Here is a 16,122-nt window from a genome sequence, read left to right as displayed (position 1 = left end):
ATTTACAAGAATATTTTTTCAACGCGCTTAATAGATCTTGGCAAGCAACACACCACAACATTATCGTTTTCTTGTATTTTAAAGCTTCCTAATGCTATATGTCCTTTTCCATCTCTAATAACACCCCCAATAATTGCTGATCTTGGAAAACCTACATCTTTAATAAACTTGTTATTAATTTCCGAGGTTGCTTTTACCTTAAACTCTAATAACTCTGCATTCATGTTATTCAGTTTAGTCATTGCAACAACTTCGCCTTTACGTATATATCTAAAAATGTTATTTGCAGCAAGTAATTTTTTATTAATAAGCGTATCAATACCAATAGATTGAGATAGCTCAAAGTAATCCATATTTTCTACAAGTGCAATTGTTTTTTTAACCCCTTTAGATTTTGCTACTAAGCAAGACATAATGTTGGTTTCCGAATTTCCTGTTACAGAAATAAAAGCATCCATATCACTAATATTCTCTTCGTCTAACAAATCTACATTTCTTCCGTCTCCATTTATTACTAGCACTTTTTCTAACTCATCTGCAAGATCAAATGCTCGCTCTTTATCTTTTTCAATAAGTTTTACATTAAAACTTTTATTGCATAAATCTCTAGAGGTTTTATAACCAATTTTACTCCCTCCAAGTATCATAACATTTTTAATTTCCGTATTACTTTTCCCTGTCATTCTACATAACTCTTCTCCTCCTCCTTCACTAGTTATAAAAACGACATTGTCACCTTCTTTAAACTGTGTATCTCCTCTTGGAATAATAGTATATTGCGTACCAAAACGTTGAATTGCGATTGGAATAAAATGAATTTCATTAAACAATTGCGCTGCTTCTTTTACTGTTTTACCAACAAAGGAAGCCGTTCTAGATAAGTTTAAACCAACCATAGTTAGCGCGCCTTCTTCAAATTCGTAACTATCGTTAAATGCAGACTGATTTAATAACAGATTAATTTCTGATGCGGCTAATGATTCTGGAGAAATTAATTCGTCGATACCTAATTCGGTAAAACCAACTTCATCCTTATGGTTTATAAACTCGGTGTTTGAGATTCTAGCAATGGTACGTTTTGCACCAAGTTGTTTTGCTAAAACACAAACAGTAATATTTGTAGTTTCTGAAGCGGTTACAGCAATTAGTAAATCACTCTGGTTAACATTTGCTTCTTTTAAAATTGAAATTGACGTAGCATCCCCTTTAATCACCTTAATATCTAAATGATTATCTGCATAAGACAGACTATCTTTATTAGTATCTAATAAGGTTATTTCTTGCGATTCGTAAGACAATAATTTTGCTAAATGAAATCCTACTTCACCAGCTCCAGCAATAATTATTTTCATCTGTTATTAAATAATTTTTTTTAAAAAGTCAGATGTAATATGCATTTAATAAATAACAAACCATTAATAGGTTTGTTAGGCATGTTTCATTTGTTTTTAAAATAAAAAGTATGCAAATATACTGCAAATTATTAAGATTCAAATAAGTTGCCGTATTTGATTTGATTACTCAAGAACTATTAAAATAAAAAAAATATGTAAGTTTGCCAAAAAAATAGATTTGTCGAAAATAAAACCATACAAGGATAGCGATTTAGGTAAAAAAGAACAAGTTACCAAAATGTTTGATACTATTTCTAAAGATTATGATGGCTTGAACAGAGTTATCTCTTTTGGAATTGATGTTTCTTGGCGAAAAAAAGTAGTTGCAATGGTTAAAGAAACACAACCAAAAACTATTTTAGATATTGCAACTGGTACTGGAGATCTCGCTATTAACCTTGCACAAACGAATGCTGAAAAAATTATTGGCTTAGACATTAGTAGCGGCATGCTTAATATTGGTAAAACCAAAATAAACAAGCATGGTTTAGAAAACACTATTGAAATGGTTTTAGGCGATAGTGAAAACATGCCATTTGAAGACAACTCTTTTGATGCCATAACCGTAGCTTTTGGTGTTAGAAATTTTGAAACGCTAGAAAAAGGGCTAAAAGAAATTCATAGAGTATTAAAACCTAAAGGTACTTTTGTTATTTTAGAAACTTCTATGCCAACAAAAACACCTTACAAACAAGGGTATAATTTTTACACAAAAAATATTCTCCCTCTAATTGGCAAAATATTCTCTAAAGATAGAAGTGCTTATAAATATTTATGTGAATCTGCTTCCGTTTTTCCTTTTGGAGAAGCTTTAAACAATATTTTAAGAGAAACTGGGTTTATTAATGTTACAGATTTCCCACAAACATTTGGTGTGGCAACAATCTATAAATCGTCAAAATAATTTATGAAAAATATACTTGCTATACTAATTACACTATTTGTTTTTCAAACATCTTCGGCACAACTATTTAGTAGAGAGAAAATAAAAAACAATGAAAATATTGACAAAGCTAGACTAAGCTATGGTTACTTTCTTGGTTTTAATAGCTATGATTTTAATTTTGACTACAACCAAGATTTAAAAGATATTCAAGTAGAAACCAGTACAGGTTTTAATGTTGGACTTATTGGAAACTTACGAATCAACGATTATATTGATATACGATTAGAACCTGGCTTATCTATTACTTCTCGTAACTTAATTTATGACGAAAGTTACTTTGCTGGAACAGAATTTACGGAAGCAGATTTAATAAGAGAAGTTAAATCTACATATATACACATACCGCTATTATTAAAATTATCTACAAAAAGACTAAACAATTTTAAACCTTTTATTGTTGGAGGTATTTCTACAGCTTTAAACTTATCGAGTAATCAAGATAACCCTGATGATAATTCTTCTGGAGAATTTAGAATGAAAAAAAACAACCTTTTTTATGAGCTAGGTTTTGGTATCGATTTCTATATGTTCTTTTTTAAATTTACACCTTCTATTCGTGGTATATTTGCTATGAATGAAGAATTAGTTCCTGATGTAGATCCAAATAGTCCTTGGACCAGTAATGTTGCTAGTATGAAAACAAGAGGTTTGTTTATAAACTTAACCTTTCAATAAACTAGTAAAAAGGGCTAGTCTTGTTTATAGAAACACATTAACTCCTTTTAAACTCACTTAACAAAATCGCTGTAGCAGTAGCTACATTTAAACTTTCGGTTGCTTGAATCTGCCCAAACCTAGGAATACTAATTCGTTTAGTCACCAATACTTCTGTAGTTGCAGAAATACCATTTGCTTCGTTCCCTAAAACTAAAACCCCTTTATTGGGTAATTGGTTTTTATATACATTTTCTCCATCCATAAAAGCACCAAAAACTTCTGTTTCATTTTCTTTTAAAAAATTTTCCAGATTTAGATAACTTACATTTACTCGCGTAATAGAACCCATTGTTGCTTGAATTACTTTTGGGTTATAACAATCTACAGTAGCAGTACTACAAATCAAATCTACTATTCCAAACCAATCGCATAATCGTATAATGGTACCTAAATTCCCTGGATCTCTAACATTATCTAAAGCAACTATTAAATTATTAGCGTTAATCGATGTTGCATCTGGAATTTTAAAAATAGCTAAAGCGGTATTAGGTGTGGTTAAAAAGCTAATTTTTTTTAATTCCTTTTCTGTAATAATAGTTTCCTCTTTAGTATCTAAATGAAAGGATGTAGTAGTAAAAACATGATACAACGTTAATGAAGAATCTAATAACTCTTTTATCGTTTTTATACCTTCTGCAACAAATAAACCTTCTTGCTGTCTATACTTTTTTTGCTTTAAACTAGTTATTAATTTTATTTGGCTTTTGGTTAACATGTAAATAATGTATTTTTGAAACTATAAAAAAGGTTTTTCTGGATAAAGATGAAACCTTAAATTCATTTAAACAAAATTAGTATTAATTTATCACATAACATTCTTGAAATTACAGTCCTTTAAAATAGTATTTTTTGTATTACTTACAGTACTTTTTGCTTCTTGTGATGCAGTTAAAAGGGTTGGTGAAAAAGAACACTTACTAGTTAACAACACTATTGTTGTAAATAACAAAAAAGTAAATACCGAAAGAATAAATAACCTTTTATACCAAAGCCCAAACAGAAAGCTTTTAGGTATTCCATTACGATTACACATTTACAATACTGCTAGACCAAATATAGATTCTATTGTAAATGAAAAAATTAACAGAAACCCAAAACGCAAGGCAAGATTAGAAAACTTTCTTTCTAAAAAACAACTAGATAAATATTTACAAGCAAAAATAAATTTTAATGCTTGGCTAAAAAAAACTGGAGAAGCACCAGTAATTGTTAATGAAACAAGAACTAAAAAATCATTAAACATTTTAGAAGCTTATTACTTTAACAATGGTTGGTTTAATGTAAAAGCATCTGCAAAAACCGATACCTTAACCAACAAAAAAGCAACTATAAAATATACAGTAAATACTGGAAAAGCATATTTTGTAGACTCTCTTACAACATCAATAGACTCTCCTGTTTTAGACTCTTTATATAAAACACAATCACATAAATCATTATTAAAAAAAGAACAATATAAAACAAGTAACTTTGATAATGAGCTACAACGTATTACCGATCAATTTTTAAATTCTGGAGTCTATCATTTTAGTCAAGAATATATATATTTTGAGATGGACTCTATTGACAATAACCAAAAAGTAATGGTCGATTTACAAATAAAAAATCGCCTGCTTAGAAAACAAGACTCAATTTACAGACTACCTTTTAAAACATATAAAGTCAAAGATGTAAACATTTATACCAATAGCACCTATGATAACAGAAACAAAACCATAAGTGATACTTTAACATATAACAACTACAACCTATTTAGTATTGGCAAAATGCGTTTTAAACCTAAAGCTCTTACAGATGCTGTTTTTATCACTCCAAACAGTATTTTTAAAGACATCAATAAAACACGCTCTTACAGACATTTAAGTAACCTAAAAACGTTTAAATATCCAGATATAGAATATATAGAAAACCAAGACACAACACTTACAGCAAATATATATTTATCTCCTTTAAAGAAATTTAAGTTTGGTTTTAGTGCCGAAGTCTCACAAAGTAATATACAAACCGTAGGTTTTGCTTTAAACCCAAGCCTTTTAATGCGAAATGTATTTAGAGGAGCAGAAACCCTAGAACTCTCTGCTATTGGGTCCATTGGCGCATCTAAAGATGCAGCAAATGATAGCGATCAATTTTTTGATATTAATGAAATAGGCGCAAATCTTAGACTAACCATCCCAAGATTATTTTTCCCATTTAATACCGAAAAAATAATCCCCAAACACATGTTTCCTAGCACAATAATATCTTTAGCAATGTCTAGTCAAACCAATATTGGTTTAGACAAACAAACCGTTACCGGAACTTTCAACTACAAATGGTTCCCCAATAACATGGTAACCAATAGACTAGACCTTTTTAACGCACAATACGTAAGAAACTTAAACACCGACAATTATTTTAATGTTTATGAAACTTCCTATAATAATTTAAATAATATTGCTCAAGATTTAGACTACACAACAGACGGTGCCGATTTAAGCATTCCAGAAGAAGCAGATCTATTTATGGAAGACGTATTAATAAACAATAATACCTCCTTAACTTCAGGAGATGAAGATTACCAAACCATTTCTGCAATAAGCGAACGTAAAGATAGATTAACAGAAAACAACTTGATTTTTTCTTCAAATTATTATTACACAAAAGATAAGCGCGAAAACTTATTCGACGAAACCTTTTCTATATTTCGTTTTAAATTAGAATTAGCCGGAAATATATTCTCAACAGCATCCAATCTTTTAAACTTAGAAAAAAACAGTAACGATCAATATGAATTTTTTAATGTTGCATTTTCGCAATTTGTAAAAACAGAATTCGACTATATTCGTCATTGGGATTTAGGAAAGAAAAATGTTCTTGCTGCTCGCGGATTTGTAGGCATAGCAATACCTTATGGCAATTCTACAAACATCCCTTTCTCTAAAAGTTTCTTTGCTGGAGGAACCAACGATAATCGCGCATGGACAGCCTATAGTCTTGGCCCAGGAAGTTCAGGTTCTAACAACGAGTTTAATGAAGCAAACCTAAAACTAGCCTTTAGTTTTGAAAATAGATTTAATGTCTTTGGAGATGTAAACGCAGCACTATTTATCGATGTTGGTAATATCTGGAATGTATTAGATGATGTAGAAGACGACGCATACACTTTCAATAGCTTTTCCTCCTTAAAAGATATAGCTATTGGCTCTGGTTTTGGTATCCGATACGATTTTGGATTTGCAGTAGCAAGACTTGATCTAGGCTTTAAAACCTACAATCCAGCACTAGAAAACAATCGCTGGTTTAGAAACTACAACTTTGGAAATGCAGTATATAATATTGGTATAAACTATCCGTTTTAAGGCATTTACAACGAAAACGTTATCGCAGTTTTCTAGTTAAGAATCTACATATTCTGCAATAATTATTCAAAAATTGCGTACTTTTGGTTAATCATATTTTTAAATAAAAAACCAAATAAAAATGGCACATAATATAAAACCAGGAGTTGCAACTGGAAAAGAAGTTCAAGAAATTTTCAAATTAGCTAAAGAAAAAGGTTTTGCCTTACCAGCAGTAAATGTAATTGGATCAAACACTATTAATGGTGTTTTAGAAACTGCTGCAGCATTAAATGCTCCGGTAATTATTCAATTTTCTAATGGTGGTGCACAGTTTAACGCAGGAAAAGGGCTAAGTAACGAAAATCAAAAAGCAGCAATTGCAGGAAGCATTGCAGGAGCAAAACATATACACTTAATGGCAGAAGCCTATGGTGTTCCAGTAATTTTACATACAGACCATTGTGCTAAAAAATTACTTCCTTGGATTGACGGTTTATTAGATGCAAGTGAGCAACATTTTAAAGAAACTGGTAAATCTTTATACAGTTCCCACATGATCGATTTAAGCGAAGAACCTCTTGAAGAAAACATAGAAATATGTAAAGAATACCTAGCAAGAATGAGCAAAATGGGAATGACCCTAGAAATAGAACTAGGAATCACAGGAGGAGAAGAAGATGGTGTAGACAATAGCGATGTAGACGAATCTAAACTATACACACAACCAGAAGAAGTTGCCTATGCTTACGAAGAATTAAGCAAAATAAGCGACCAATTCACTATCGCAGCAGCATTTGGTAATGTACATGGAGTTTACAAACCAGGCAATGTAAAACTTACACCAAAAATTCTAAAAAACTCCCAAGAATTTTTATCTAAAAAACACAACCTACCACACAACCATATCGACTTTGTATTTCATGGAGGATCCGGATCTACACTAGAAGAAATAAGAGAAGCTATAGGTTATGGTGTAATAAAAATGAACATCGATACCGATATGCAATACGCATTCATGTCAGGTATTAGAGATTACATGGCAGAAAAAACAGACTACCTACAATCACAAATAGGTAGTCCAGACGGTCCAGAATCTCCAAACAAAAAACACTACGATCCTCGCGTTTGGTTACGTAAAGGAGAACAAACATTTGTAGAACGTCTTAAAAAAGCATTCGAAGACCTAAACAATGTAAATACCCTTTAAAATTATTTTGGCGTTACCCAAGGGTCGGGCTCTCGCAAGTCGCAATCAAAGATGTGCTCCAACAATTGCTCCATCCCTGACGCAAACACAGGTAATTACATAAAATAAAATTCCGTTTAAACTGTTTTTAATCAGCACTTAAACGGAATTTTGTATATATTACAAATACAAGAAAACAAGATAGCCCCCTCTATTTTTCCTTGGTATTAATAAAATCAGTAATTTTGCACACTTACCTTATTTAAAAGTAAGAACTAACTAAATTAATTTTAGAAAACTAAAATCGTAAATCTATATGGCTTGGTTTAAAAGAAAAGAAAAAGGTATCACTACCTCGACTCAAGAAAAAAAAGACACACCAAAAGGCCTTTGGTACAAATCACCAACAGGTAAAATAGTAGACGCAAAAGAACTAGAAAAAAACTTTTACGTAAGTCCAGAAGACGGTTATCATGTTAGAATTGGTAGCAACGAATATTTCGAAATTCTTTTTGACGACAATAAATACAAAGAGTTAGATACTAAACTAGAATCTAAAGACCCTTTAAAATTTGAAGACACCAAAAAATACCCAGACCGTTTAAAAGCTGCTCAAGAAAAAACCAAACTAAAAGATGCAGTACGCACAGCAGTAGGGAAATCTAAAGGTAACGATTTAGTAATTGCTTGTATGGATTTTAGCTTTATTGGTGGATCTATGGGAAGTGTTGTAGGAGAAAAAATAGCTCGAGCGGCAGATTATGCCTTAAAAAAGAAACTACCATTCATGATAATCTCTAAATCTGGAGGAGCACGAATGATGGAAGCAGCATTATCCTTAATGCAATTAGCGAAAACATCGGTAAAACTTGCACAATTAGCAGACGCAGGAATACCTTATATTTCTCTATGTACAGATCCAACAACAGGAGGAACAACAGCTTCCTTTGCCATGCTGGGAGATATTAACATTAGTGAACCAGGAGCCTTAATTGGTTTTGCGGGACCACGAATTGTAAGAGATACTACTGGAAAAGAACTACCGGAAGGATTTCAAACTTCAGAATTTTTACTAGAACATGGTTTCTTAGATTTTATTACACACAGAAAAGAATTAAAAAATCGAGTAAACCTCTATATAGACTTGGTACAAAACCAACCTTTAAGAGCTTAAAAATAAGAACAATACCTCTAAAGACCTTTAACTCCAAAAATTAAAGGTCTTTTTTATTATTTATATATCTATATAAATATAAAATAACTATATTTGCCGCTCGAAAGAAGAGCTTTCGTGTACATAACAATCATTTACAATAATATTAGCATGTATTTAGATCAAAAAGAAAAAGAAGCCATTTTTAAAAAACATGGTAAAAGTGCAAAAGACACTGGTTCTGCAGAAGGACAAATTGCTTTATTCACTTACAGAATTAACTATTTAACAGGACACTTAAAAAATAATCGTAAAGATTATAATACAGAACGTTCTTTAGTAAAATTAGTAGGAAAAAGAAGAAGCTTACTAGATTACTTAACGAAGAAAGATATCTTAAGATATCGTGCAATAGTTAAAGAATTAGGATTAAGAAAATAATCTAAATAAAAAGACCACGCTTTTCAGCGTGGTTTTTTGTTATAAATCAACTCGATTTGGAAGAGTCTAAACTCCAAAATTGAAGAAGCTAAATACAGTTTTTCATTGGTCCACAACAACTACACAACACAACTACCAATGTTTAATTAGAATTAAAAAATTTATGATTCCAAAAGTATTTAAAGAGGTCATAGACCTTGGCGATGGAAGAGAAATCTCTATCGAAACTGGTAAACTAGCAAAACAAGCGCATGGTAGCGTTGTTGTTCAGTCCGGAAAATGTATGATGCTATGTACGGTAGTATCTAATTACAAACAAAGTGATGTAGACTTTTTACCATTAACGGTAGATTACCGCGAAAAATTTGCAGCTGCAGGTCGTTATCCTGGTGGATTCTTCAAAAGAGAAGCAAGACCTAGTGATGGTGAAGTATTAACTATGCGTTTAGTGGATAGAGTTTTACGTCCATTATTCCCAAAAGATTATCACGCAGAAACGCAAGTGATGATACAGTTAATGTCTCATGACGAAAACGTTATGCCAGATGCAATGGCAGGTTTAGCAGCATCGGCAGCTATACAATTATCCGATTTCCCTTTTGAATGCCCAATCTCTGAAGCAAGAGTTGGTCGTGTAAATGGAGAGTTCGTTATCAACCCTACAAGAGCACAATTAGCAGAATCTGACATCGATATGATGATTGGAGCTTCTGCAGATTCTGTAATGATGGTAGAAGGTGAAATGGATGAAATTTCTGAAGAAGAAATGGCAGATGCAATTAAATTTGCACACGAAGCGATTAAAGTACAATGTGCTGCGCAAGTAAAATTAGCAGAAGCTTTTGGTAAAAAAGAAACACGTGAGTACGCTCCAGAAAGAGAAGATGCAGCATTAGCACAAAAAATTCATGAAATGGCATACGATAAAGTATATGCTATTGCCAAAGCAGGTTCTTCTAAAAAAGAACGTGGAATGGCTTTTTCTGAAATTAAAGAAGAAATTAAAGCAACTTTCACTGAAGAAGAGTTAGCAGATTTTGGAGACTTAGTATCTAAATACTATAGCAAAGCCGAAAAAGCTGCTATTAGAAACTTAACTTTAGATGAAGGTTTACGTTTAGATGGTCGTAAAACAGATGAAATTAGACCTATTTGGTGTGAAGTAGATTACTTACCATCTACACATGGTTCTTCTGTATTTACCCGTGGAGAAACGCAAGCATTAGCAACCGTTACCTTAGGAACATCTAGAGATGCAAACCAAATAGACATGCCATCTTACGAAGGCGAAGAGCGTTTCTATTTACACTATAACTTCCCTCCTTTTTGTACAGGTGAAGCTAGACCATTAAGAGGAACATCTCGTAGAGAAGTTGGTCATGGTAACTTAGCGCAACGTGGTTTAAAAGGAATGATTCCTGAAGATTGCCCATACACAGTACGTGTAGTATCCGAAGTTTTAGAATCTAACGGTTCTTCTTCTATGGCAACTGTTTGTGCTGGTACAATGGCATTAATGGATGCAGGTGTTAAAATGACAAGACCTGTTTCTGGTATCGCAATGGGATTAATTTCGGATGCAGAATCTGGAAAATATGCTGTCTTATCTGATATTTTAGGAGATGAAGATCACCTAGGAGATATGGATTTTAAAGTAACTGGTACCGCTGAAGGTATTACTGCTTGCCAAATGGATATTAAAGTAAAAGGATTAAGCTACGAGATTTTAGTGAATGCACTAAAACAAGCTCGTGATGGTCGTTTACATATCTTAGGTAAATTAACAGATACAATTGCTGCTCCTGCTGCAGATGTTAAAGAGCATGCACCTACTATGGTTTCTAGACGTGTTCCTAATGAATTTATTGGTGCATTAATTGGACCTGGAGGAAAAGTAATTCAAGAGATGCAGAAAGAAACAGAAACAACTATCGTTATTAACGAAGACCCTGTTACTGAAGAAGGTATTGTTGAAATATTAGGTGTTGGTAGAAAAGGTATTGATGCTGTAATGGCAAAAATTGATGCTATTTTATTCAAACCAGAAGTTGGTAGTGTATATGAAGTAAAAGTAATCAAAATGTTAGATTTTGGTGCTGTTGTTGAATACACAGAAGCACCAGGAAACGAAGTGTTATTACACGTAAGCGAATTAGCTTGGGAACGTACAGAGAACGTAAGTGATGTTGTAAACATGGGAGACGTTTTTGATGTAAAATACTTTGGTATAGACAAACGAACTCGTAAAGAAAAAGTATCTAGAAAAGCAATCTTACCAAAACCGGAAGGTTATGTAGAAAGACCACCAAGAGATGATAAACGTTCTGGTGGACGTGATAACAGAGGGAGAGATAATCGCGGACGTGATAACAGACGTGACGATAGAAAACCTAGAGAAGATAAATAAAATTTTTATTTTAAAACTTTAAATTAAAAACCCAAATAGATGAATTTCTATTTGGGTTTTTTAATTCCTTAAACTCTTTTTTTATTTAAATTATTTGTTAAACCACATAGAATTAAAACATAAATATTCTAAAACTTAAAAAAAACTTAAATCGTTATTTTAAAACATCTAAACCTACAACATCCACGTAAATCTAATTGTAAATAGAAACTTAACAACCAAAAGATTTATGTCCACAAAATCCCCAAAACCCTCAAAAAGTAATTCTAAAAAATTAAACAGCTTTTTTAAAACCTTTTTAAACACAAATAAAAAAACAGAAAACTCACAAAACAAAATGGTACTGTTAAGTACTTTTTTACTCCTTTTAATGGGTATTTATTTTTTTTCTGTATTTCATAATGATTTCAATACGTTTAATAATTACACAACGGGATCACAAATAGGTTATACATTTATAATTATTGCTACAAGTCTATTTATTTACAAAACCTTGTTTTTTATATATACAGCCTACCACTATATAAAATACAAACCTATTAGTTCTGTATGCGATAGTGAATTACCAACTTGCACCGTAATTGTTCCAGCATATAACGAAGGAAAACAAGTTTGGCACACATTAATGAGTTTAGCAAAAAGCAACTATCCGAAACATAAATTACAACTTTTAGCTATAGATGATGGTAGCAAAGATGACACATGGAAATGGATGCTAGACGCCAAAGAACAACTAGGCGATTGTTTAGAAATAATAAAACAACCTAAAAACATGGGAAAACGTCATGCTTTACACAAAGGGTTTCATATAGGTACTGGACAAATATTTATAACGGTAGATAGTGACTCGATTGTAGTAGAAGACACCCTTAGAAACTTAGTTAGCCCTTTTGTAAAAGACAAAAATTGTGGCGCTGTTGCAGGAAATATTAGAGTATTAAATAACAAAAAGGAAATGCTTCCTAAAATGCTAGATGTAAGTTTTGTAATGAGTTTTGAGTTTGTACGTTCGGCAGAAAGTAATTTAAAATCGGTATTATGCACTCCTGGTGCTTTAGCTGCTTACAGTAGTACAGCCGTTTCGGACTGCTTACCAGAATGGATAAACCAAACTTTTAGAGGAACTCCTTCAGATATTGGAGAAGATAGAGCAATGACTAACATGATTTTAAAACAGGGGAAACATGTTCTCTTTCAAAAAAACGCTATTGCCTACACGAATGTACCAGAAGAATATTTAGGGCTTTATAAAATGTTTATTCGCTGGGGAAGAAGTAATGTTCGTGAAAATTTAGAAATGGGAAAATATGTCTTCACCAATTTTAGAGAAGGAAAAAAAACAGGAACAAGATTATTATTTATTAGTCATTTTATGCACTTAATAATGAGTTATCCTTTAATTCTTTTTATGCTATTCTTTGTTTTAGTACATCCATTGCTTTTTTTAGGTTCTACAATGGTTAGTATTTTAATTTTATCCACTTTTTCGTTGGTGTTTTTTACAAATAAACATAAATCTTCTCAAGGTTTTTGGGCTTATCCATATAGTATTTTATATACCTTTGGGTTATTTTGGATTACACCTTACGCTATAGCAACTGCTGCTAAAAGCGGTTGGTTAACGCGTTAATTAACTAGACGTAACACCCTGTAATTGAAAAAGATAATTGTTAAGCGCGTTAAGGATTGTAGTGGCATCCTTTTTTATTTTTCTTAAAAAAGATATAACGAAAAGCCTGCCCTTTTAAGTTTTTTTGCTTAAAAAGGGAACGTCAAAAAAATAAAATGAAACTTTTTGTAACATTTACTGTTATTTCTACGTATAACTATATAGAACGTTTTATTCACACAAATTTTTACACGAAAACATTAGATGAGACAACTTAAAATTACCAAGCAGGTTACCAATAGAGAAACCGCTTCATTAGACAAATATTTACAAGAAATTGGTAAGGTTGACTTAATTACAGCAGACGAAGAAGTAGAATTAGCACAACGTATTAAAGCAGGAGATCAAGTTGCTTTAGAGAAGTTGACAAAGGCTAACCTACGTTTCGTTGTATCTGTAGCGAAGCAATACCAAAATCAAGGTTTAACATTACCAGATTTAATTAATGAAGGAAACTTAGGTTTAATTAAAGCTGCACAACGTTTTGATGAAACTCGTGGTTTTAAATTTATATCGTACGCGGTTTGGTGGATTAGACAATCTATTTTACAAGCTTTAGCAGAACAATCTAGAATTGTACGTTTGCCTTTAAACAAAATTGGTTCTATTAATAAAATTAATAAAACGTTTGCTTTCTTAGAACAAGCACATGAAAGACCACCAAGTGCAGAAGAGATTGCTAAAGAATTAGACATGACTATTAACGATGTTAAGGAGTCTATGAAAAATTCTGGTCGTCACGTAAGTATGGATGCGCCTTTAGTAGAAGGGGAAGATTCTAACTTATACGATGTATTAAACTCTGGTGAATCGCCAAATCCAGATCGTGATTTATTACACGAATCTTTACGTACAGAAATAGAACGTGCTTTAGAAACATTAACTCCTCGTGAAGCAGATGTTATTCGTTTATACTTTGGTTTAGGAAACCAACACCCAATGACTCTTGAAGAAATTGGAGAAACGTTCGATTTAACTCGTGAGCGTGTTAGACAAATTAAAGAAAAAGCTATTCGTAGATTAAAACATACGTCTAGAAGTAAAATATTAAAAACATATTTAGGATAGTAATTATTAAATATTACGACTAAATTACCGTAACAAACAGTTTAAGCTCGAGAAATCGGGTATCTCATAACTGTTCGTTTTTTGATTGATGAAAGAACCCAGAGCTGATTACTCTGGGTTCACTCATTTTAAAACTCATCGTACATATTCGCGAAAAGAAGAAGCTTCCCATTTTTAAATCCCTACACAAAGTGGAGAGACTTTAGAAAAGACTTTTCTATATTTGCAAAACACAACAAAAACTAAAAATGGCTTCAAAAATAATTGCTCCTTCGATGCTTGCCGCAGACTTTGGCAACCTACAACGTGATACAGAAATGGTTAATAATAGTGATGCAGATTGGTTTCACATTGATGTAATGGATGGTCATTTTGTACCTAATATATCCTATGGAATGCCAGTAATTGCTGCTATTAAAAAACATGCAACAAAGCCATTAGATGTACATTTAATGATTGAAAAACCAGAACGTTACATTGAAGAATTCGCTAAAGTTGGTGCAGATATTATAACTGTACACCATGAATCTACTGTACATTTACATAGAACACTTACACAAATTGAAGATGCTGGTTGTAAAGCTGGCGTGGTATTAAACCTAACAACTCCAGTTTCTGTTTTAGAGGATATTTTACCTAAATGTTATATGGTTTTACTAATGTCCATCAACCCAGGTTTTGGCGGTCAGAAATTTGAAGAGATGACTTATTCTAGAGTTAAAAAACTTCGTAAAATGATAGAAGACCAAGGTTTAGACACTAGAATTGAAATTGATGGTGGTGTCACCGATAAAAATATTGAAAAACTTGTAGAAGCTGGCGCAGATGCTTTTGTTGCTGGAAGTCACGTTTTTAAAAGCGAGAATCCTACTGCTGCCATTGCTAACTTAAAAAGGCTAGCAAACAGTTAATATCCTGCAAAATTAAAGTTTAACATTTGTTTTACTTTGTCATAAATTTTGGGAAACTCTGATCGAAATTCGCTTGGGGTTTCAATAAAATTTTCTACTAAAACCGATATGAATTCAAAATGATTTTCGAAGGCATAATCTCTAAAATAACCGGAAGAAACAAGCTTTTCTTTAACAGACTTATTGGTTTCTATATATGCTGTAAGCTCTTGAAATGAGTCTAAAAAAATAGCTGCACTGGTACTATACCTTCTAGATTTTAAAAAGGTAATATGCATGGCATGAATACATTCATGTACACCTAAATTTAGATTATCGCTTGTAATAGCATACCCTTTTTCAAAATCTTCCCAAGAAAAAACTAAAGCTTTGTAAGACATATTAAACTCCCCTTTATGCATTTGTTGATTAATACTTGAGAAATATGTTTTAGGATATATTACTATTTTATCTACAGCACTAATTTTGTAATCTCTAAAACCAAGCGTCAATTTTGTTGCAGTTGCAGCAACCTTGACTTTCATCGTACTATTAATTTCGGTATCTTTTCCTACAAACTCCCATTGTGTAATAAAATACTGAATACGATGTTCAAAATGCTTTTGTTTTGAAGGCTTTAGTTGATTGTAGAAATCGAATTCTTGTTTTAGAATAGATTTATACTCCTTTGCTAGTCTTTTTTTTCTAAAATATGGATTTGCAAAAAACTGCTGCTTTTTAAAATACTCCACATATGCCATTTCAAAGAACATAAATAAGCTACGAAAAACGGTAAATATTACCATAAGTGCCACAAGTATAGCTAGAATAACAAGGACGATTTTAAAAACTAAAGGTGTGCTTTCCGAATCTGCTTGCTGTAATAAAAAGGAGTTAATCATTTAGTTTAAGTAGGCTTTATGTAATT

General features: G+C 32.1%; 13 protein-coding genes. 10 read left to right on the top strand and 3 right to left on the bottom strand.

Translation table 11 applies throughout. The annotated features are described in order from the left end of the window. Positions 1-2: 2 nt before the first annotated feature. Positions 3-1,352: a Trk system potassium transporter TrkA gene (gene trkA / locus ACVC3Y_RS16915; protein ID WP_303420341.1), complete on the bottom strand. Its 1,350-nt coding sequence runs from the start codon at positions 1,350-1,352 to the stop codon at positions 3-5. 220 nt (positions 1,353-1,572) lie between these two features. Between trkA and ubiE the strand changes: the two genes are divergently transcribed. Both ubiE and porT read left to right on the top strand, forming a co-directional pair. Next, a complete protein-coding gene (gene ubiE / locus ACVC3Y_RS16910) occupies positions 1,573-2,298 on the top strand; it encodes a bifunctional demethylmenaquinone methyltransferase/2-methoxy-6-polyprenyl-1,4-benzoquinol methylase UbiE (protein WP_303420343.1) in 726 nt (241 codons plus the stop codon). A gap of 3 nt (positions 2,299-2,301) precedes the next feature. Next, positions 2,302-3,015, top strand: coding sequence for a type IX secretion/gliding motility protein PorT/SprT (porT, locus tag ACVC3Y_RS16905; protein WP_303420345.1), 714 nt, complete (start codon positions 2,302-2,304; stop codon positions 3,013-3,015). 37 nt (positions 3,016-3,052) lie between these two features. On the opposite strand, the gene ACVC3Y_RS16900 is transcribed toward porT, so the two are convergent. Beyond that, positions 3,053-3,772, bottom strand: coding sequence for a TrmH family RNA methyltransferase (locus ACVC3Y_RS16900; protein WP_303420347.1), 720 nt, complete (start codon positions 3,770-3,772; stop codon positions 3,053-3,055). 103 nt (positions 3,773-3,875) lie between these two features. Between ACVC3Y_RS16900 and tamL the strand changes: the two genes are divergently transcribed. The 8 genes from tamL to rpe all read left to right on the top strand — a co-directional run bounded on the left by tamL (position 3,876) and on the right by rpe (position 15,215). Then, the gene (gene tamL, locus ACVC3Y_RS16895; RefSeq protein ID WP_303420349.1) at positions 3,876-6,398 is read left to right on the top strand and encodes a translocation and assembly module lipoprotein TamL; all 2,523 of its coding nucleotides are present in this window, start codon (positions 3,876-3,878) and stop codon (positions 6,396-6,398) included. A 121-nt stretch (positions 6,399-6,519) separates the two neighbouring features. After that, positions 6,520-7,587: a class II fructose-bisphosphate aldolase gene (gene fbaA, locus ACVC3Y_RS16890; RefSeq protein WP_303420351.1), complete on the top strand. Its 1,068-nt coding sequence runs from the start codon at positions 6,520-6,522 to the stop codon at positions 7,585-7,587. Between the two features lie 295 nt (positions 7,588-7,882). Next, complete coding sequence (gene accD, locus ACVC3Y_RS16885; protein WP_303420353.1) at positions 7,883-8,740, top strand: acetyl-CoA carboxylase, carboxyltransferase subunit beta; 858 nt, start codon at positions 7,883-7,885, stop codon at positions 8,738-8,740. 150 nt (positions 8,741-8,890) lie between these two features. Continuing rightward, positions 8,891-9,160: a 30S ribosomal protein S15 gene (gene rpsO / locus ACVC3Y_RS16880; protein ID WP_303420355.1), complete on the top strand. Its 270-nt coding sequence runs from the start codon at positions 8,891-8,893 to the stop codon at positions 9,158-9,160. A 163-nt stretch (positions 9,161-9,323) separates the two neighbouring features. Then, complete coding sequence (locus ACVC3Y_RS16875) at positions 9,324-11,567, top strand: polyribonucleotide nucleotidyltransferase (protein ID WP_303421808.1); 2,244 nt, start codon at positions 9,324-9,326, stop codon at positions 11,565-11,567. A 229-nt stretch (positions 11,568-11,796) separates the two neighbouring features. Further along, positions 11,797-13,197: a glycosyltransferase gene (locus ACVC3Y_RS16870; RefSeq protein WP_452227540.1), complete on the top strand. Its 1,401-nt coding sequence runs from the start codon at positions 11,797-11,799 to the stop codon at positions 13,195-13,197. Positions 13,198-13,440: 243 nt separating this feature from the next. Then, positions 13,441-14,304 (top strand): sigma-70 family RNA polymerase sigma factor, encoded by an 864-nt coding sequence (locus ACVC3Y_RS16865; protein WP_092205627.1) that lies wholly within the window; start codon positions 13,441-13,443, stop codon positions 14,302-14,304. A gap of 248 nt (positions 14,305-14,552) precedes the next feature. Beyond that, a complete protein-coding gene (gene rpe, locus ACVC3Y_RS16860) occupies positions 14,553-15,215 on the top strand; it encodes a ribulose-phosphate 3-epimerase (protein WP_452227539.1) in 663 nt (220 codons plus the stop codon). On the opposite strand, the gene ACVC3Y_RS16855 is transcribed toward rpe, so the two are convergent. Further along, the gene (locus tag ACVC3Y_RS16855) at positions 15,212-16,096 is read right to left on the bottom strand and encodes a zinc-dependent peptidase (protein WP_452227538.1); all 885 of its coding nucleotides are present in this window, start codon (positions 16,094-16,096) and stop codon (positions 15,212-15,214) included. The genes rpe and ACVC3Y_RS16855 overlap by 4 nt on opposite strands. Between the last annotated feature and the right edge of the window lie 26 nt (positions 16,097-16,122).

Source organism: Lacinutrix cladophorae, assembly GCF_053604645.1.
This window is presented reverse-complemented; position numbering and strand designations above follow the sequence as displayed.

What these genes read in the sequence shown, in the direction of transcription:
- trkA (WP_303420341.1), bottom strand. Translation starts at nt 1,352, where the DNA reads ATGAAAATAATTATTGCTGGAGCTGGTGAAGTAGGATTTCATTTAGCA.
- rpe (WP_452227539.1), top strand. Translation starts at nt 14,553, where the DNA reads ATGGCTTCAAAAATAATTGCTCCTTCGATGCTTGCCGCAGACTTTGGC.
- accD (WP_303420353.1), top strand. Translation starts at nt 7,883, where the DNA reads ATGGCTTGGTTTAAAAGAAAAGAAAAAGGTATCACTACCTCGACTCAA.
- fbaA (WP_303420351.1), top strand. Translation starts at nt 6,520, where the DNA reads ATGGCACATAATATAAAACCAGGAGTTGCAACTGGAAAAGAAGTTCAA.
- rpsO (WP_303420355.1), top strand. Translation starts at nt 8,891, where the DNA reads ATGTATTTAGATCAAAAAGAAAAAGAAGCCATTTTTAAAAAACATGGT.
- ACVC3Y_RS16865 (WP_092205627.1), top strand. Translation starts at nt 13,441, where the DNA reads ATGAGACAACTTAAAATTACCAAGCAGGTTACCAATAGAGAAACCGCT.
- ACVC3Y_RS16900 (WP_303420347.1), bottom strand. Translation starts at nt 3,772, where the DNA reads ATGTTAACCAAAAGCCAAATAAAATTAATAACTAGTTTAAAGCAAAAA.
- ACVC3Y_RS16870 (WP_452227540.1), top strand. Translation starts at nt 11,797, where the DNA reads ATGTCCACAAAATCCCCAAAACCCTCAAAAAGTAATTCTAAAAAATTA.
- ACVC3Y_RS16855 (WP_452227538.1), bottom strand. Translation starts at nt 16,096, where the DNA reads ATGATTAACTCCTTTTTATTACAGCAAGCAGATTCGGAAAGCACACCT.
- ACVC3Y_RS16875 (WP_303421808.1), top strand. Translation starts at nt 9,324, where the DNA reads ATGATTCCAAAAGTATTTAAAGAGGTCATAGACCTTGGCGATGGAAGA.
- porT (WP_303420345.1), top strand. Translation starts at nt 2,302, where the DNA reads ATGAAAAATATACTTGCTATACTAATTACACTATTTGTTTTTCAAACA.